Genomic DNA, 19,670 nt, shown 5'->3' on the forward strand with positions numbered 1-19,670 from the left:
CCCCGAGTTTGCACTACCCAAATGTGCATCCATTGGATACACAGAGATCATCATGAAGGATTCCGGCTTTCGCATCAGAGTGCAGAGGGAGCTGCGTGAGCAGTTCTTGGCTGCCTGCAAGGCGCAGGACAAGCCGGCGGCGCAGGTGCTTCGTGAGTTTATGCGCGACTTTGTAGAGGCCCATCCAGCGCAATCGCTCTTGGATGAGCAGAAGGACAGGAAATGAAGATCGAGGAGCTGGCACAGGGCCAAAGCCTATCCGGCGTGGAGCCCAGCGAAGTCGTGACGGTTGTCGCGATCGTGCCGCTTGGCGAGGGTTCGGTGCAGCTCATTTATCGCACCCCGGACGGCTCCATGAAGGAGAGGATGCTTGGCCGTGTCGACGAGGAACTGATTGAGCTTGCGACGACAGAGCGCCCATTTTCCTTCGATGGCGACGGTGATGCATTCAAGCTGACTTGCGAGGCCAAGAGGATCGATCTCGCATTCCTGTTTGATCCCATGATGGCGGTCCACAGTTCAAACGTGGACCCTCTCCCTCATCAGATCACCGCTGTTTACGAATCATTGCTGCCTCGTCAGCCATTGCGATTTGTCCTCGCAGATGACCCCGGTGCCGGTAAAACGATCATGGCGGGGCTCTACATCCGCGAGCTGATCATGCGAGCCGACGCGCATCGCATTCTGATTGTCGCGCCAGGCAGTCTCGTTGAACAGTGGCGTGACGAACTCTATGAAAAGTTTGGGCTCGAGTTCCACGTCTATTCCAGCCTGATGGAGCAGACCTCCCCGAGCGGTAATCCGTTTGACGACTACGCTCGCCTTATCGTGCGGCTCGACCAGCTCTCGCGGAACGAGGAGCTGCAGGAAAAGCTCTGCGCACCTGGTTGGGACCTGGCCGTCTTCGACGAAGCCCATAAGCTCTCAGCGCACTATTTTGGCTCCAAGCTCGAGAAGACCGGACGATTCCGCTTTGCTGAAAAGCTAGGCGCTCATGTGCGCCACCTGCTCTTGATGACGGCGACGCCTCACAACGGCAAGGAGGAGGACTTCCAGCTCTTTCTGTCCTTGCTCGATTCCGACCGCTTCTACGGCAAGTTTCGGGACGGTGTGCACAAGGTCGATGCATCCGACCTCATGCGCCGGATGGTCAAGGAGGAGCTCGTCAAGTTTGACGGGACCCCGCTCTTTCCCGAGCGGAAGGCATATACCGTCAATTACGAACTCTCTCCGATTGAAGCAGCTCTCTACGAAGCCGTCACGGAATACGTGCAGACCGAAATGGGTAAGGCGGATCAGCTCGAAGGGGCGCGCAAGGGCTCTGTCGGCTTTGCACTCACAGCGCTTCAAAGGCGTCTTGCGTCTAGCCCCGAAGCGATCTTCCAGTCGCTGAAGCGCCGTCGTGAGCGGCTAGAAAATAGGCTTCGCGACGAGAAGCTCGGGATCAAGGGCCGCCAGGCCAAAGCCGAGACCTATCCAGGAATCCCCGAGGATGATGATGACCTCAGCGCCGAGGAGCAGGAAGACCTCGAAGAAAGCCTGATCGATGACGCGACAGCCGCAAAGACGGTCGTCGAGTTGGAAGCTGAGATTGTCATCCTGAAGGGGCTCGAAGACCAAGCAAAGGTTGTCGTCGCGTCCGGCCAAGACCGCAAATGGGATGAGCTTTCGAAGATCCTTCAGGACCATCCTGAAATGCGCGATGCTTCGGGACGTCAGCGCAAGATCATCATCTTCTCCGAACACCGCGACACCCTGAACTATCTTCAGGCGCGGATAGCCGGCGTGCTGGGCAATCCCGATGCGATCGTCTCGATCCATGGCGGCACTCATCGCGACGAACGGCGGCGCCTCCAGGCACTATTCCGCTCCGATCCTGACGTCCGCGTGTTGGTGGCGACCGACGCCGCGGGGGAAGGCGTGAACCTTCAGAATGCCAATCTGATGGTGAACTATGATCTGCCATGGAACCCGAACCGGCTGGAGCAGCGGTTCGGCCGCATCCATCGCATCGGTCAGACCGAAGTCTGTCACTTGTGGAACCTGGTCGCCAAAGAAACGCGCGAAGGCGCCGTCTACCATCGTCTGCTGGAAAAGCTCAGAGTGGAGAGCGATGCTCTCAAAGGCCGCGTTTTCGACATTCTCGGTGAGGTCTTCGAGGAAACCAGCCTAAAGGATCTGCTGCTTCAGGCGATCCGTTACGGAGATCAACCTGACGTTCGCGCACGGCTGTCGCAGAAGATCGATCAGGCCCTCGACCACGATCATCTGAAAACCCTACTCGACCGCAATGCTCTGGACCAAACCACGATCAGCCCGGAGCGGCTCTTCGCGGTCAAGGAGGAGATGGAGAAGGCCGAAGCGCGGCGCTTGCAGCCCTTCTTTGTTAGGGCGTTCTTCTTGAAAGCGCTCGATACGCTCGGCGGGACTGCGCATCCACGAGAAGCGGGGCGATACGAGGTCACGCACGTCCCTGCCGCCATTCGTGAGCGGGACCGCCGGATCACCGGTCGGAACCGCCGAGAGCACGAACCCGTTCTGCGCCGCTATAGCCGTGTGTGCTTTGACCGAAACGCCATCCAGCCACTCGACAAGCCGGGTCTGGAGCGCGCCCTGCTGATGCATCCCGGTCATCCGCTGATGTTGACCCTGTCCGACATGATTTTGGAGCAACACGCCAATCTCTTGCGCCAGGGCGCGGTCCTGGTGGATCCGTCAGATGAAGGCCTTGATCCGGCTCTCCTCTTTTTGCTGACGCACGAAATCAAATCCGGGGACGGCAGCGTACTTTCGAAGCGCCTGCAATTTGTCCGTGTTGCTCCGGATGGCACTGCGCAGTTCGCAGGCTGGGCACCGCACCTTGATCTCGAGCCGTTAGTTGAAACCGAACGTTCATTGCTCAGCGGCGTGATCGATGCGCCGTGGTTGTCTTCCGGGCAAGAAGCTCGGGCGCTCTCGCTGGCAGCTACGACGCTGGTGCCCGAACACTTCAACGAGGTGGCGCAGCGCCGGATCGATCATGTCGAAAAGACGATCAATGCGGTTCATGAGCGCCTGAGCAAAGAAATTGCCTTCTGGCAGGACCGCTGGGTCAAGCTCAAGGAAGACGGGGAAGCTGGCAAGGACGTGCGCCTCAATCTCCAGAATGTCGAACGCACGCTCGGAGACCTTCAGAGCCGATTGGAAAGCCGCAAAAAAGAGCTTCAATCTATGCGGCACGTCGTCAACGGGACACCGGTTGTGCTTGGCGCAGCCTTGATTGTGCCAGGCGGGCTCATGAACAAGCTGCGCGGCGACGAACCCATCGACCCAACGGCGGCGACATTTGCCGCCGACGCCGCGGCCCGCTCGCGCATCGAGCAACTCGCCATGCAAGCAGTTACCAAAGCCGAGGAAGCGCGTGGTTGCCGTGTGGTCGACGTGTCCGCCGCCAAGTGCGGCTGGGACCTGAGTTCCTATCCGCCCGCGGTTGACGGTAGACAGCCCGACCCGCGGCATATCGAGGTCAAGGGCCGTGTGAAGGGCGCAGGCACGGTTACCGTTTCGCGCAACGAGATGCTCTATGCCTTCAATCAGGGCGACAAATTTGTGCTCGCGATTGCGCTCGTCGATAGCGACGACAGCATCGATGGCCCTCACTACGTTCGAAATCCATTTGATCGCGAACCGGGCTGGGGCGTGGCGTCCATCAATTTCAATTTGAGCGAACTCCTTGCCCGAGCGGAGGCCCAATGACAGCCCTCCGTCTCGACACACTTTCACTCAGAAATTTTCGTTGCTTTGAGCAATGCGAGATTGGCTTTCACCCCAATCTCACGGTTCTGGTCGCCGAGAATGGCAGCGGCAAAACTGCCATTCTTGACGCTGTCGCCACGGCACTTTCAGTTTTCGTCAACGCGATGAATCCAACTGAAAAATCAAGAAAAATGGAGCGCAGTGATGTCCGGCTCGTGCCCGACGGCAATGGAAAGATGACATCCTGCCTTCCGACCGAATATCTCGCTCAGGCGACTGTCCGCGATAAGCAAGTGATATGGAAGAGCACCGTTAGGACTTATGGGGGCAAAGTGCGCCCTAGCTTCCGCGAACTCGCGCCATTGAAGGACGCTGCGCTGAAATTCCGCGCTGACTCCGAGATTCTTCCGCTGGTCGCGTACTATGGCACAGGTCGCTTGTGGAGCGAGCACCGCCTCACCGAATACCGTCGTTCATCAGTGACGAATGTCGAGGAACGAGTAGCGGGATACACCGATTGCCTAACGTCGTCATCGTCCTTCAAGGACGTTTCGACCTGGTTTGAACATCGTTTCAGGCAGACGGCCTCGCCAGCCTTTAGGGAAAGCCTGTCAACCAATCTTGCGATGATCGAGGGCGTCAAGCGAGCGACTAGGGAAGTCCTTGAACCAACGGGTTGGTTAAACTTGGCTTGGGATTCCGAACTTGCCGCGTTGTCGGCAGAACATGAAAGTCAGGGTCGTCTTCCCCTCATCATGCTGAGCGATGGCGTTCGCACAATGCTGGCGCTCGTCGCGGATGTAGCGCGGCGGTGTGCAAGCTTGAATCCGCAGCTCAGCGATCAGGCATCCCTTCAGACGCCTGGCGTTCTCATCATCGATGAAGTGGACATGCATCTCCACCCGCGATGGCAGCAGCAGGTGCTGGGCTTGCTGCAAGGCGCCTTTCCGGCCCTACAAATCATTGTCAGTACGCACAGTCCGCATGTGCTTTCAACTGTTGAAAAATCTTCGATCCGTGTGCTTCGTGCTGAAGAAAATGAAGTGAGCGTTGAAACACCGCTATTGCAGACGCGTGGCGTTGAAAGTGCGGATGTCTTGGCAGCTGTAATGGGCGTGGATCCAATCCCGCAGGTGGAGGAGTCAAAGAAATTGAGCGCCTATCGTGCGCTCATTGAGGACGGCAAATCCGAGGGGCCTGATGCCCTGGCACTACGCTGGCGCCTTGTAAGCCATTTCGGCGAGAGACATCCCGTAATTCTAGAATGCGATCGGTTGATCCGGTTTCAGCAATTCAGGCTTCGCCATGAAAAGCCGGATGGGGCCTGACATGCGCTATCTTGACCGCGCGGCAGTTCCTGCCCCCCCGTGCCTTGCTGCCTACAATCACGGTGTCCAAATATGGCAAAACTTGGCAGACGCTGACAGAGGGCAGATTCACGACCATCTTGAGCAGATGCAGGGCCGCCGCTGCGCCTATTGCGAAGGTAGCATCGACGAACTCGGGCAGCACATTGAACACTTTCGGCGCAGGCACGATTATCCGGCACTTACATTTTCCTGGGGCAATCTCTTCCGGTCTTGCAATCAGAAAAATTCTTGCGGGCATTTCAAGGATAACGGTGCGGGTGCTTACAACCCAGACGATCTAATTGATCCTTGTCTCGACGACCCTGACCAATTTTTCCTGTTCCGTGCCGATGGAACGATATCCGTGCGCGAAGGCCTCGCTGCCAACGAACAACATCGAGCAATTGAAACCTTGAGGGTCTTTTCACTCAACCCTCAATGGGGGCGGTTGAGGAACATGCGTCAGGCCGCAGTCGCCGGGTTCATCCAAGCGGTGGATGAAGCCGCCAGCGCCGGATTTACCCCGGACGAAATTCGCGCCTATTTTGCGGATTGCCTCGAATATACCAAGGACTACCCATTCTATACGGCTATCAGGCACGTCTTGACGGAAAGATAATGAAAATGAACGCGGAAAAACCGGAAGCAAAGGCGCTGACCTTGGATGAAAGGTCTAACGCTATCATCGTGTCATTTGACTCGAAATGGCATCAGCCCTTCCTAAATTCCGAGTTCAGCGTCGTCATTCGCAAACGTGTTCCAAGAGACCGAACCTTCGAGTGGATTTACGCGCATATTAAGAGTCCGATAGGTGCGATTTGCGGACGTGCCAGAATAAAAAGCATTGGCACGATGGGGGCTGACCAAGCCCTGAGTCTGTACAAGAGTATAAATCTGTCAAAAGATGAAATAGCGGAATATATATCAGGCGAAGATTCAATAGGATTTTATGCAATAGACCAATATGACATTGCAATAAATCCAGCAAATACCGAATTAATTAACGATTATTTAAAATATAGTCCGCCACAGAGTTTTACAATTTTGTCTACAGTCGCAAAGAAAACCATTGATGAAATTTGCGGATTTGACAACTCTTTTCCCTTGAAGGCGCTTAACCTTGAAGCCTGAAATCATCTCCCCCCGCAAGCTTATTGAGGTCGCACTGCCCCTCGACGCAATCAACGCGGCTGCGGCCCGCGAGAAGTCGATCCGGCATGGTCATCCGAGCACATTGCACCTTTGGTGGGCGCGTCGTCCATTGGCTGCCGCACGTGCCGTTATTTTTGCCCAGATGGTGAATGACCCGTCCTGGAAATGGGAGCTTGAGCATCCTGGGGCAATTCCTCCCGGCAACCTCAAGGCGAGTTGGGCGGCTAGCCGCAATCGGCTCTTCGCCATCATTAAGGATTTGGTGAAGTGGGAGAATACTACGAACGAAGCGGTGCTGGAAAAGGCCCGCGCGGAAATCGGCAAGTCGTGGCGCGAGGTCTGTGATCTCAACAAGGATCACCCGCAGGCGGCCGAACTGTTTAATCCTAATAAGCTGCCCGCCTTCCATGACCCGTTCGCCGGTGGAGGCGCATTGCCTCTTGAGGCGCAGCGTCTTGGGCTGGAAAGCTATGCCTCCGACCTTAACCCCGTCGCCGTCCTTATCAACAAGGCGATGATCGAGATTCCACCGAAGTTTACGAGCCACCCACCGGTGAACCCGGAAGCGCTTGCCAGTCGCGATGCTTGGAGTAAGCAATGGGAAGGCGCGCAGGGCCTCGCCGAGGACGTACGCTTTTACGGCCAGTGGATGCGCGAGGAGGCACAAAAGCGCATCGGGCACCTCTACCCGCCCGTGGCGATCACGGCGGACATGGCGAAAGAGAGGCCCGACCTTTTACCGCTTGTCGGCCAGAAGCTCACAGTCATTGCTTGGCTGTGGGCACGCACTGTGAAAAGCCCCAATCCGGCGTTCCGGCATGTGGATGTGCCGCTGGCTTCTACCTTCATCATTTCCAGCAAAGCAGGCAAGGAAAGCTATGTGCAGCCCGTGATTGATGGCGACCGCTATCACTTCATGGTGAAGGTAGGGAAGCCGCTCGAATCGGCGAAGGAAGGTACCAAAGCGACTGGACGAGGAGCAAACTTCCGCTGCATTCTCTCGAACACGCCTATCAGTGGTGATTACATCAAGGCTGAGGGGCAGGCTGGCCGGATTGGCACAAGGCTGATGGCCGTTGTTGCTGAAGGGGCGCGTGGCCGCGTTTATCTGACGCCGTCTAGAGAGCATGAAGCTACGGCCCGGCAGGCCCAACCCACTTGGAAACCCTCCGGCAATGTGCCGGCTCGTCTCACAGGTGGTACATGCGTTCCCTATGGCTTGACCGAATGGGGTGATCTCTTCACTCCACGCCAGCTTGTAGCGCTTACTGCTCTCTCTGATCTAGTGAGCGAGGCGATCGCCAAGGCCAAGGCCGATGCTTTGGTCGCCGGTTTACCCGACGATGGCGAGCCCCTCGAAGGACTCGGCGTTGGCGCAACGGCATATGCGCAGGCGGTGGGAGTGTACTTGGGACTAGCAATTAGCCGAACGACCAATACTGTAAATGCTCTTGCTGTTTGGTCGCAGAGTCGCGAGCAAAGTGTAAATCTCTTTAGCCGACAAGCTATCCCAATGGCATGGGACTTCCCAGAAGTTAATCCCTTTGCACGTGCGGCAGGTGATTTTGGCTTAACGACAACATCTATGAGCAAGATTGTTGCTGAAGGAAGTGAGCGCCCTGCTTTCGTTCAGCAAGCAGATGCTCAGAACCAAGCCATCAGTGCAAACAAACTCATCTCTACGGATCCTCCATATTACGACAATATCGCATACGCTGACTTATCGGATTTCTTTTATGTCTGGCTGCGTCGCTCGCTCAAACCGATTTATCCTCATCTCTTCGCGACAGTCGCGGTGCCCAAGGCTGAAGAATTAGTCGCCGCGTCCTATCGTCACGGCAGCAAGGAGCAGGCCGAGAAGTTCTTCCTTGGTGGCATGACCGAGGCGCTACACAACTTGGCAACGCAGGCTCATCCAGCCTTTCCTGTCACCATCTACTACGCCTTCAAGCAGTCTGAAACCAAAGACGATGCGGGCACTTCTAGCACCGGCTGGGAAACCTTCCTTGAGGCGGTACTGCAAGCAGGCTTTGGAATCGCTGGCACATGGCCCATGCGTACTGAGCGTCCAACAGGAGTTAAAGTCTCCACCAACGCGCTCGCATCCAGCATTATTCTTGTCTGCCGTCAGCGCCCGACGACAGCAGAGACTGTCTCACGCCGTGTCTTCCTACGTGAGTTAAATCAGGTTCTCCCGGAGGCACTTGATGAAATGACTCGCGGCTCCGGGGACGACCGTTCGCCAGTTGCGCCGGTAGACCTCTCGCAGGCCATCATCGGCCCAGGTATGGCGGTGTTCTCTAAATACGCGGCTGTGGTTGAGGCCGATGGCACACCAATGACCGTGCAGACGGCGTTGCGCCTCATCAACCGCTTCCTCGCCGAGGATGATTTCGACCATGATACGCAATTCTGCCTGCATTGGTTCGAGCAATACGGTTGGAAGGAGGGCAGATTCGGAGAAGCCGACACGCTGGCTCGTGCCAAGGGAACCAGTGTCGATGGCGTGAAGCAAGCTGGGGTACTGTATGCCTCCGGCGGTATCGTTCGCCTCTTGAAGTGGAAGGAGTATCCTGCCGACTGGAACCCTGAGACAGATGAACGCCTACCAGTATGGGAAGCGCTTCATCACTTGATCCGCATCTTCAAGACTGAAGGCGAGAGCGGTGCCGGAAGGGCACTTGCAACCGTTGCGGGGAAAGCGGAAGTGACGCGGCAGCTCGCCTATCGCCTATATACGCTGTGCGAGCGGGCGGGCTGGGCTGAAGATGCCCGAGCCTACAATGAAATTGTAACAAGCTGGAGCGCAATCGAATCCGCTGCAGCGGCGGCACCGAAAGCGCAGCAAACTGATATGTTTGAATGAGGGATCATCGATGAAACCGTGGAGAGAGGTCGCTGTTCCTCACCAAGACGTTCTGGAAGGCACCTTCCAGCAATCAGAGTTCGCAGCCGATATCACGGCCGTGAATACCGGCAAGGCAAGCCGCGAATACCAGGATGCCGTCGCGTTCTACGAGCGCACCTTTATTACCGAAGGCATGGCGATGCTGCTCACTCAGGTCGCGCAGCGCCTTGCCGGCAAGGGCGGCGAGCCCGTCGTTCAGCTTCAGACCGCGTTCGGCGGCGGCAAGACCCACACCATGCTCGCGGTCTACCACCTTGCTACCCGCAAGTGCGCTCTTGCCGAGCTTTCCGGGATACCGGCGCTTGTCGACCGCGCCGGACTGATGGACGTACCACAGGCGCGCGTTGCCGTCATTGATGGCACCGATCGCGGGCCGAGCCAGCCGCGCATGTATGGCGGTCAGGCCGTGAAGACGCTTTGGGGCGAGCTTGCGTGGCAGCTTGGCGGCGCTGAAGGCTTTGCGCACGTTGCGGAGGCCGATGCGACCGGGACTTCGCCGGGCAAGGAAGCGCTGCGTGCGCTGCTGGAGCAGTTTTCGCCCTGCGTTGTGCTGATCGACGAGCTTGTCGCCTATGTCCGCCAGTTCCCTGAATCCCAGGCGATCAGCGGCGGCAGCTACGACAGCAACCTGTCCTTCGTGCAGGCGCTGACCGAGGCCGTCAAACTCGTGCCCCGTGCCATCGTGCTCGCTTCACTGCCGGAATCGGAAGTAGAGGCCGGTAGCCAGCGCGGCGTTGCGGCACTGCGCGCCTTGGAGAAGACCTTTGGCCGCGTTCAGGCCCTGTGGAAGCCGGTTGCCACCGAGGAGGCGTTCGAGATCGTGCGCCGCCGCCTGTTCGAGCCGGTGCGCGATGAAAAGGCGCGCGAGGAAATCTGTCGGGCATTCGCCGACACCTATATCGCTGAAGGCGCGAAGCTTCCTGCCGAAACGCAGGAGCGGCGCTATTTTGACCGCCTCCAGCAGGCTTATCCGATCCATCCGGAGGTCTTCGACCGGCTTTACGAAGACTGGACGACGATCGACGGATTCCAGCGCACGCGCGGCGTACTCAAGCTCATGGCGAAAGTGATCTTCCGCCTGTGGAAGGACGATAACAGGGATTTGCTCATCATGCCGGGCAGTCTGCCCTTGCATGACGGCAGCACGCGCAATGAGCTGACCTATTATCTTCCCGCGGGCTGGGATCCCGTCATCGAGCGCGATATCGACGGTGATCGTGCCGAAACCACCGCCCTTGAAAACAAGGAACCTCGTTTCGGGCAAGTTGGTGCAGCCCGGCGCATAGCCCGCACCATATTCCTGGGTAGCGCCCCTTCGTCCGTCGTTTCAAATGTTGCTGCTCGGGGCATTGACCGCGCTCGCGTCATTCTTGGCTGCCTGCAACCCGGTCAGGCCTCGTCGGTTTTCGCTGATGCGCTGGGCCGTCTTGCCGACCGGCTGCACTATCTCAATGCTTCAGGCGACAAGAGCCAGGACGCGACGAGATTTTGGTTCGACACCCGTGCCAATCTCCGTCGTGAGATGGAAGATCGCAAACGCCGATTTGACGACCGCACTGAGGTGCGCGGTAAGATTGCCGAGACCCTGAAGAAGACCGTTGGAAATGCAGCGTCCTTTGACGGCGTTCATATCTTCACGCCGCATAGTGATGTGCCGGATGACACGGCGCTCCGCCTCGTCGTTCTTCCCCCGGAGTCCTGGTACACACGAGATGAGACCCGCTTGTCCTTCGACGCCGTTCTCGACATGATTGCCAAGAATGGGGCGAAGCCGCGCTACCGCGCCAACCGGCTTATCTTTTTGGCCGCAGATCACGGTGCGCTTGCTCGACTTAATGATGCTGCCCGAACGGCGCTGGCCTGGGGCTCGATCGTTGACGATGTGAAGGAAAGCAGGCTCAACATCGACCTGCTGCAAAAGAACCAGGCCGAAAAGGAGCTAAAGAGCGCAGAAGAGGTGCTCCCTCGCGCCGCCCGTGAATGCTACCGTTGGTTGATGTGTCCAATGCAGGACGCGCCGACCGATCCCAAGCCTGGAATCGAGGTGTTTGCTATCAACACGGCAGGCAGTTCTGTCGGCAGTGAGATTGAGCGGGTTTGTACTGACAACGAGTTGGTCATCTCAACCTGGTCGCCAATCCACCTCCGCGCAAAACTGAGAGAGCTCTACTGGAATGGCGAGGCTCGATCAGCAAATGCCGCCGCGTTCTTCGAGGACACGCTTCGCTATCTTTACATGCCGCGCTTGCGGGGGCGGGACGTGCTTACGCAGGCAATACGATCAGGCTCGGCAAGTCGCGATTTTTTTGCGACCGCTTACGGCGAGCACGAAGGCAAGTACGAAGGGTTCTCGTTCGGCGGCGGGGAGGCCGTTTTTGACGATACGTTGCTGCTGATCGACCCTGACGCAGCAAAAGCATACGAGGAAACCAGCCGCCCGACGGAGCCGGTGACACCAGTTGATCCGCCGACCACTCCCGTTCCGAGTGTTCCTACAGCGGGAACGCCGCCATCTTCCGAACCGGGAACACCAACGGCGACGCCTCAGCCGACCTCGGCGAAGCCAAAGGTTTTCTACGCGACCGCTGAAATTCCGCCAGCGACCGCCAAGATGCACTTGGTCAATCTTGCGGATGAGATAATCGCATTGTTGGCGTCCGATCCTAATGCAAACGTCCGGCTGACGGTCGAGATCTCTGCAGAGTTTCCTGACGGTGCGAGCGACAGCATAAAGCGAGCCGTCTCCGAGAACGCGACTAGCCTTCGCCTGAAATCAGCAGACTGGGAGTAGCGTCTTCTGAACCCGGACAACGCCCGTCTCCGCCACACGTATCAGCTCAAACTGACGGTGTGGTGGACGCCTATAGATAGTTAGATCAGGGCGATCAGAGGGCGTCAAAGCCCGGTGGGCTCATGGTTCTGCAGGTAGTGCTCCACCTTCTCCAGCGTCCGCCGACGTGGCCGCCGTCCCAATCGTAGGTCCAGCACAAAGCGCGGATCTCCGACCGCCCGCCGCCCGAAACGGGTGGCGGACATGTGGGTTTCCTTGAGATGACGCTCGATGCGATCCAGCAGCTTCATGGCCTACCTCGAATCCGATTCCACTTGTGTTCTTGTTATGTTCTTATTAGGAAGACTCCATCGAGTCTAGGATGAATTCCTACACGCCAACCTGGACCGCCCCTTGAAAGGCGCCGCCGATGGAGAATGTGAGAGAAGAGCTGGATCGCCTAATCCGGCAGAGAAACGTGGGCTATTCCGCGATTTCGCGGCTGCTCAATCGTAACCCCGCGTACATCCAGCAGTTCATCAAACGCGGCTCACCGCGCAAGCTGGACGACGAAGACCGGCGCATTCTTGCCCGCTTCTTCGGCGTTGACGAGCAGGTGCTCGGCGGCCCCGCACTTCCCGTGCGCGATGGCCTGGTTGAAGTGCCGATCCTCAATGTCGATGCTTCGGCCGGCTTTGGCGCGATCGCGGAGAGCGAGACGGCGCATACCCGGTTCGGCTTTGACGAACGGTGGCTGGGCAAGCTGACCCGGGCCAAGAGCGCGAGCCTGTCGATCATCCATGTTCACGGAGAGTCGATGGAGCCGACACTGCGAGACGGCGACGAAGTTCTTGTCGACGCGTCCGATCAAGGCTCGCGCTTGCGCGATGGCATTTATGTGCTGCGCGCCGACGATGCACTCGTGGTGAAGCGCGTGACCATCCAGCCAGGTGGGCGGCAGATCACGATCTCGAGCGACAATTCGGCGTATCCGACCTGGACCGACGTCGACCGCTCGACGATCCATGTCGTCGGTCGGGTCATCTGGTTCGGGCGTTCGGTCTGATCTGCCGGGCGTCAGACCCCAGCAAATCGCTCGCGATGCCGCGCAACGAAGTCGGGACGCGGGTGCAAGCATTTGTCACGCGGCAGGCGGATTTGCTGCCCTGCTGGCGGGAAGAGTTGCAAGAGCTCTGAAGGCACCTTGTTGTGCGACACCAGCAGGCAGAGATTGTCATCGAAAGTGATGAGGTGGCGATCGAACAGCCAATGGGCGGTGGCTGACAGCGCTACGCCGTTCTGGACAATGTCCGGCCCACCGTCGGCAACGGACCAGATATGCGCGGCCTGGGCTTCGGCCTTGCCGCCTCCATTGACTATTCTGAGGCCTGTGACCGCACAGGTATTCTCGTAAGCGTCGAGTACATGATTGCGGAAGTTTGCGTCCCGGATCTTGCGGTTTACTAGCATCTGCTCGACGCGCCGTTCCGCGAAATGATCGTCGAGCAGCAGATTGGTTTCCGGGTCGATGCGCGGCGCGTCGAGTTCAAGCCGGATCCGGTTGTCGGGATCGAGGGTCTCGGCGAGCCCTGCATTGACGATCGCCACGAAATCTTCGTTCTCGAGCACGCGGACCGACTTGCCGCGGAGGCTCCGTCCGGCATCGCCTGGCCTAGCCATCTCGCGCAGGAACCGTTCAGCAAAGCGGCCGCTGCCATCCCGGTACGGCACGGGCTGGTCGAACTCGAGATAGTCGCGGACCCGTGCGTAGAAGTGGCTGGGGTCGCTGGGATCGGCATCGATCCGCTCGACGAAGGCGGCCGCGATATAGGTCATGCGGCCGCCAGCCACGCGGGTCTCGCGATAGACGATCCAGTCGCTCACCAGCTCTCGCGCGATCGATAGGTAATTGCTCGGGAAGTGATACCGTTCGGTGATCGCGTCATCGTAGCGCGAATTGCCGCTGATCTCGAAAACGCCCTTCACAGTCCCGCCCATAGCCCAAGTCGATGAGCGCCAGGGTGCCTGGAGAACGCTCCGCCGTCCAGGCTCACCATCGAAAAGTTCAAATGCCGATTTCGAAGGGTTTGGTCCGCTCCTTGGTCAGTTCGGGCGGCTTCTTCGAATGATCGTCCTTGTTCGAGGCACCAGCGGCCAGGCCCTTCGCGGCTGCCTCGCGGAGCCGCTCGGTCACTTCCAGGGCCGAGGTCTTTTCGCCGGTGTTGTGGGCCACGGCCTTTCCAAGCTTATCGGCACTGTCGACTACAAGGGTCAGGTGATCGCGCAGGCGTGTCACCGTGACGAGGAAGGTCTGCTGGTTGGCAAGGCTGCGTTCGCGGCTATCCATCACCGCAATCCCGCGATCCGAAGTGAGACCCTGGGCCATATGGGCATTGAGCGCGTAGGCGAGGTCGAGCCGCCTCAGCATCGGGTCCCCGCGCTCGAGTTCATGGCGCAGGCCGGATGACGTCACCAGCGTAACCCGAGCGCCGTCAACAGCCTCGATCCGCGCCTGGTCCGCATTGAACAGGCCCCGCCGATGATCGTTCTCGGTCCAGCGAATCCGGTCGCCGTCATGGACCGAAAGGCGCTTCTCTTCGAACAGCGCGAGCCGATCGCCCTTCTCGCCGGGGCGGATGCGGCTCGGGCGAAGGCTGCGCATCCTGCCCTTGCCATCGCGAAGGCGGACCTCGCGCGATCTGTCGTCGATGCTCTCGATCTTGTATTCGCCGCGCGGGAGGCGCTGCTGCTTGTCCGGGCTGCGAACCTCAAGGACCATGCCTGGGCGGTAGACAGAGAGGTATCGGAGCTCCTCACGGGTAGCATTGACTCGCGACAGCACAGTCAGCTCCAGCGCGGCCGTACCAAGCTCGCCATTGGCCTTGAGCCCGCGTTGCACCGCGTCGTTGACCGCGGTGCGCAAGAGCCGGCCAGAGGCATAGATCGCAGTCCCGTCGCGTTCCTGCGGCGCCAGCGCGAGCCATTGCTCGGCAGCAACCACTGCGCTGTCGCCCCTTGTCTCGATCGTCGAGCCTTTGAGATGGCCAAGGGCAGTATGGACATCGCCCAATTGTGCAGCGGCCTGGGCGAGACGCAGCTGCGGGTCCCGGCCGCGCAGGTTTGTCGTCATGTCCGCGCGCGCGATGCCCGCCTTCTGGACGAGATCGAAAGGCTTGCCCGCATCGACCGCGCCGAGCTGGCGCGTGTCGCCCACAAGGACAAGCCGCCGGACGCCGGCAAGATTGGCCAGCGATACCAGGCGCTCCTTGTCGTGGTTCGAGACCATTGAAGCTTCGTCGAGGACCAGCACCCGGTCGCCGAGCGCTTCCTTCGCCTCAGCCTGAAGGCAGGCATTTCCGAGGTCTTCCAGCAACGGCGCCCAGCTCTTAAGCAGCCGCGCCAAGGTCATCGAGGTGATGCCGGTATCGCGCTCCAGCATCTGCACCAGGGTGTTCTGGACTGCGAGCCCGATGATCTCCTTGCCTTCCTCGCCGAGGATCTGCGCCACGGGTTTCAAGACACTGCTCTTGCCTGCGCCGGCGACGCCCTGGATGGCAATCGTTCGGTGGGTCGATGCCAGGATCAGGCGTGCAGCCCCTTCCTGGCCTGCATTGAGGTCGATCCCGTGATTGATGGCAGCGACGGCCTTGACCCTTGCGCCTGCTTCATTGCTGTCGAGAAGCGGAGCAACTGCATCCCTCCCAGCTTCGACCGCGGCGAGAATGCGATGCTCGCTAGCGAGCGCATCGCGCGAGGTCAGCCAGCCCTTGTGCTCTCCTGACCCTGGAACAAGATCGCCCGAACGGACCAGCGCATTGACCCGCGTTTCGACGGCCGCGATCGTTGTGGGCAACCCGAAATCCAGCGCTGATTTGTAAAGCGCCTCGCGCGGAAAGGCCGCTTCGCGCTGAGAGAGGTGGCGCACGGCAGAGGCTGTTGCCTGGGCTGCGGCAACGGTTTCACGGTCCTGTTTGAGCACGTGAGCCGGGATAAGCGGATCGGCAGCATTGCCTTTGATCCGCTCGGCAAAGTCCCGAAGCCACGCCTTGCCGCGCTCGATCAGGCTGGCGCCGGCTGCGAGTCCGCGAGGTGCTGAATTTGCCAGGGCCTGCGCCGTTTCAATCATGGCCGGCAGGTCGAGGCCTGCGGCCTGGGCATGGCCTTGCCAGCTCAACAAAAGCGCGCCCCGATCGGCGACTGCCTGCTTGGCGCTGCGGGTGTCGAGGGCAGCAATCTTGCCGGCTTCCAGCCCCGGGCCGCGCCGCGCGTCGAGCACTTCCTGCCGCCGCGTGGAGAAGGACATGACCTGCTCGCGGGTAAAGCCGGCAGCCTCGAAATTGCCGTGCTTGCCGACGGGGCCCACCGCATAGCCGAGCTTTTCAGCCGAGAGGCGGAAGCGCGCCATCGTCATGCTGTTGAGCAGCGTGTTGAGCGACCAGAGCCGGTCATTCTTCAATGTCCGCCATTTGCCATCGGCGCCTTTCGTGACGTTGGCGACCACGGCATGGAAATGGAGATTGGGCTCCTGGTTGCGATTGGTATCGTGCTGGAACAGCGCCACGGTGAGGTTGCCCGTTGGAACCGTGCGCACTTTCCCGTTTTCGACGAGGCGCGTTTCGGCCGCGTTCCTCTCGGCCCATTGAAGCGTCTCGATCACCGCTTCGCGATAGGCTTCGATGATCCGCTTATCGCCGCCAACAAGGGCGAGGACCGACCAGCTCTTGGGCAGCGAGAAAGTGAGATCCGTACCGGCACGATGCTGGTTTTCATGGCCGACCCTGGTTCCGTCTGGGAGTTCGCCTTTGAGGAGCTTGTCGAAGACCACAGCATCAACTTCTCCGGAAAGGCCAAGGGCTGCGGCGCCTGATCCGACCCATTGACCCGATCGGTCGGCGTCGGCGCTCGCATAGTAGTTGTCGGCAGCAAAGTAGCTGGCCGCGCCGGAGGCTGACCGGACATTGGCGACCGAAAGCATGGATCCTGTTCCTTCAAGCAAGGTGCCCCCTTGCTTTCGGCCCTCAAAGATCGGGTTCGTAGAAGTCCTGTTCTCCGCTCTCGACGCCGCCTTCGAGCAAGTCCCGTTCGGCCCTTTCGCGGGGATGTTCTCGCTCCTGCGGCCGCTCGACTGGCGGTGACTTGAGGCCAGTCGAACCGGGCTTGTCGCCTGGTGTGGTCGCGTTCTCCTCAGGCCCTGGCTGCGCCCCATCGGCCGCTTCACTTCTGCCTGAAAGAAGCGGTCCTGGTGGCAAGGTCGCGACTGTCCGAGCCGGCCCGATTGCTTCGGCATCTGCACCGGCCTTGCCTTCGTCGGGCGCTCCCCGCACCTCACGGGTAGGCATGGCTCGGGGATGTTCCTCGCCCTTTAGGCTTGCCTGATCCGCCGCAGGTTTCACGCCCTGCAGGTCGAGCTTAAGCTGCCGGGGGACGACCGGCTTGCCAGCACCATCGTCATTCGCGGCTGGCGCACCTTCTGCGGCTTCGGAAGGCGATGGGGGCGAAGAGGTGCCCGCCGCGGCTCCCTCATCCGGGGCAGCCCGCTCGGGAGCAGGTTCGGAGGCGCGCGCAATGAACCCCTCAGCGAGCCGGGGCAAGCGGCGCGGCACGAGCGTGACTGGAGCGGCCGGGAATCCGTCGGGGAACTTAAGGTAGCCGGAGAGCCTCGGCAGGTTCATGAACTGGTCGGGAAGGAGCAGTGGTTCAATCTGACGCCGGGGTGTCAGACTGACGGCGTCGCGAGCATTGTTGTACCCGTAGCTGTACCCTTCCTCCATATCGCGCACTTGGCGATGTCCAATGAAGTCGGAGCACCAGGTTGCCGTCTCCCGGTCGGCGGTTGCAAGGATGAGTTTGCTTCGAGCCAGCGAGGACAGGGTCATCGCCATGTTCTCGCCGTAGACCTCCTTGAGCTTGGCAAAGGCATGGACGCCGGTGACTATCGCGCCGCCAAAATTGCGGGCGGTCTGGAGCCCTTTTTCGAGCGCGGGAAGGCGGTGGAGTGCCCCCAGTTCGTCGACGAGGAACCAGAGCCTGAGATCAGGCGTGCGCTCCAATGTCATCAGCGTGTTCATGGCCGTGTCGAGCCATAAGGTGAGCAGCTGCGAACAGATCGACATGTCGACATAGCGTGCGGAGAGGAACAGGATCGAGCCCGGAGCGGAAATGCCGCGGGTCCAGTCCCGTACCGAGAAGCGCGGGCTATTGTTGGGCAGCAGCTTCAGCGCCTTGGCATTGGCGTTGAACACGGCCCGGATCGACTCTGCCATGCGCGCTGCTTCGGGAGCGGTCAGCGGGTCGGCCATGGTGCCGCGCATGAGCTTGTGGACCTGCGCAAGATCGGCGGTCATCAACCGGGTGGCTAGCGCATGGTTGGTGGCCTGCCCGGTGCGCTGGAGATGCAGGCACATCTCCACGAAGAGCATGCGGGCCGCCAGCACCCAGAACTGCTCCGAGCCGCCGCCGTCGTGCGGAACGAGCGCTTCGGCGGCGGCGTGGAATTCGCCCTCGCTGGTGCAGTCATGGAACACGCTCCAGGTCGGACAGCGGGAATCGAGCGGGTTCAGGATGATGTCGCGCTCGGGGTCGTAAAAGGCTTCGATAAAAGCCCCGGTGAGGTCGAAAACGACCGCGCGTTGCCCCCGCATCCGGGCCTCGCCGAGGAGCTGGCTAAGGGCCACGGTCTTGCCGGTGCCAGTTGTGCCGATCAGCATCGTATGGCTCTGCTCAAGGCGCCAGGGCCAAGACACGCCGGCGAGGTGAGCCGGGCCATAAAAGCCTGCTTCTTCGGTCGCTGCAGCGCCTGCCAGCCGCCATTTCCAGCCGAGCGCGGCTTGCAGTTCGCGGGCACGCTCCGTGCGGTTGTGCCGGTCGATTTCTGCCTCGAGCTCGTCAAGGGTGACGAGCATCGCGCCGCGCTCGTGCTTGCGCTCTTTGGACTTGCCGCCGAACCGTTCGGCGAACCACCAAAAGGCGATGAAGGCCGGGACGAGGACGAGCGCTGAAAGGCTCATGCCGCGCCGGATGGCGGCACCGAGCGCAGTTACGGCCTCGCGCATCGGAGGAAAGTCGCGAACGACATCGAATGGCAGACGGACGGTGCCGCCACCGGCCAGCTTGAGCTCCACCAGCTTGCCGGGATCAAGCTCCATGAAGGCGTAGCCCGAAGCGTAGAGATGCATCCACGCCAGGTAGATCTGGTGATCGGTAAGCGCCGAGGTCACCTCCCAGTAGGAGAACCAGGCGGCGACGATGAAGGTCACCAACAGCGGGCCTTTGAGGCCGGCCGCGAACATGAAGCCGAAGTGGCCGAGGAGCTGGCTGCCGCGCGTGAAATTGAGGAGATTACGCTTCATCGCTGCCTCCCCCGGGTGCGGAGGCGCTGAGCCCGAGCCGGGCGAGCCGGCGATTGTAGGCCTCGTGCGTACGCTGCCTCAACGAGCCATCGGTATGGCTGGCCAGGAGCGCTTCGAGGGCTACCGTGATGAACAGGTTTTGCCGTACCGGGTCGAGGGCCGCAGGCCGCTTTCGCGCTTCGTTTTCACGCTGCCAGGCATCGATCAGCTGATCGCGAATGACGATGCTGACGGAGACCTGTTGGTCCCGGGCTTTGCCCTTGATCCAATCAGCAAGTGGGCGGGGTACGTAGGTCTGAAGACTGAGATGCCGATCCATGTTCTGGGGTCCAATTGACCCTTGCGAACCCGGTTCGATCTTGCGGAAGACAGCGATGAGAATAAATCAGGAACATTGGCGCGTCAAT

General features: G+C 59.9%; 13 protein-coding genes. 8 read left to right on the forward strand and 5 right to left on the reverse strand.

Translation table 11 applies throughout. The features are described 5' to 3' along the window. Positions 1-52: 52 nt before the first annotated feature. From A7A77_RS14300 to A7A77_RS14325, 7 genes are read left to right on the forward strand one after another with little or no spacing between them, the layout of a single operon-like run. The gene (locus A7A77_RS14300; protein WP_245638495.1) at positions 53-226 is read left to right on the forward strand and encodes a hypothetical protein; all 174 of its coding nucleotides are present in this window, start codon (positions 53-55) and stop codon (positions 224-226) included. Next, entirely contained in the window at positions 223-3,735 is a 3,513-nt protein-coding gene (locus A7A77_RS14305; protein ID WP_066559795.1) for a helicase-related protein, read from the forward strand. Before A7A77_RS14300 ends, A7A77_RS14305 begins: the two co-directional genes overlap by 4 nt. After that, positions 3,732-5,063 (forward strand): AAA family ATPase, encoded by a 1,332-nt coding sequence (locus A7A77_RS14310; RefSeq protein ID WP_066559798.1) that lies wholly within the window; start codon positions 3,732-3,734, stop codon positions 5,061-5,063. Before A7A77_RS14305 ends, A7A77_RS14310 begins: the two co-directional genes overlap by 4 nt. A gap of 1 nt (position 5,064) precedes the next feature. Next, positions 5,065-5,703 (forward strand): retron Ec78 anti-phage system effector HNH endonuclease PtuB, encoded by a 639-nt coding sequence (ptuB, locus tag A7A77_RS14315; protein WP_066559884.1) that lies wholly within the window; start codon positions 5,065-5,067, stop codon positions 5,701-5,703. Continuing rightward, positions 5,703-6,215 carry a hypothetical protein gene (locus A7A77_RS17945; RefSeq protein WP_156500586.1) on the forward strand — a complete coding sequence of 171 codons (513 nt, stop codon included), beginning with the start codon at positions 5,703-5,705 and terminating at the stop codon, positions 6,213-6,215. The genes ptuB and A7A77_RS17945 overlap by 1 nt, the downstream gene beginning before the upstream one ends. Then, entirely contained in the window at positions 6,205-9,102 is a 2,898-nt protein-coding gene (locus A7A77_RS14320; protein ID WP_066559801.1) for a DUF1156 domain-containing protein, read from the forward strand. Before A7A77_RS17945 ends, A7A77_RS14320 begins: the two co-directional genes overlap by 11 nt. Positions 9,103-9,112: 10 nt before the next feature. Next, positions 9,113-11,935 (forward strand): ATP-binding protein, encoded by a 2,823-nt coding sequence (locus tag A7A77_RS14325; protein WP_066559804.1) that lies wholly within the window; start codon positions 9,113-9,115, stop codon positions 11,933-11,935. A 104-nt stretch (positions 11,936-12,039) separates the two neighbouring features. Here the strand turns inward: A7A77_RS14325 and A7A77_RS14330 are convergent, their stop codons facing one another. Further along, positions 12,040-12,225, reverse strand: a complete 186-nt coding sequence (locus A7A77_RS14330) for a hypothetical protein (RefSeq protein WP_066559812.1) — start codon at positions 12,223-12,225, stop codon at positions 12,040-12,042. Between the two features lie 119 nt (positions 12,226-12,344). On the opposite strand from A7A77_RS14330, the gene A7A77_RS14335 reads away from it, so the two are divergent. Continuing rightward, entirely contained in the window at positions 12,345-12,980 is a 636-nt protein-coding gene (locus A7A77_RS14335; protein WP_066559815.1) for a S24 family peptidase, read from the forward strand. 11 nt (positions 12,981-12,991) lie between these two features. Here A7A77_RS14335 and A7A77_RS14340 read toward each other — a convergent pair whose 3' ends face one another. The 4 genes from A7A77_RS14340 to A7A77_RS17535 form a co-directional block, all read right to left on the reverse strand. Further along, entirely contained in the window at positions 12,992-13,900 is a 909-nt protein-coding gene (locus A7A77_RS14340) for an HNH endonuclease (protein WP_066559896.1), read from the reverse strand. A gap of 79 nt (positions 13,901-13,979) precedes the next feature. After that, a complete protein-coding gene (mobF, locus tag A7A77_RS14345) occupies positions 13,980-16,889 on the reverse strand; it encodes a MobF family relaxase (protein WP_066559819.1) in 2,910 nt (969 codons plus the stop codon). Between the two features lie 43 nt (positions 16,890-16,932). Beyond that, the gene (locus A7A77_RS14350; protein WP_066559821.1) at positions 16,933-19,263 is read right to left on the reverse strand and encodes a type IV secretion system DNA-binding domain-containing protein; all 2,331 of its coding nucleotides are present in this window, start codon (positions 19,261-19,263) and stop codon (positions 16,933-16,935) included. After that, on the reverse strand, positions 19,253-19,582 hold the full coding sequence (locus A7A77_RS17535) for a hypothetical protein (protein WP_082836157.1): 330 nt from the start codon (positions 19,580-19,582) through the stop codon (positions 19,253-19,255). The genes A7A77_RS14350 and A7A77_RS17535 overlap by 11 nt, the downstream gene beginning before the upstream one ends. Positions 19,583-19,670 lie beyond the last annotated feature (88 nt).

It is taken from the genome of Croceicoccus bisphenolivorans (assembly GCF_001634625.1).
Lineage (GTDB): Bacteria > Pseudomonadota > Alphaproteobacteria > Sphingomonadales > Sphingomonadaceae > Croceicoccus > Croceicoccus bisphenolivorans.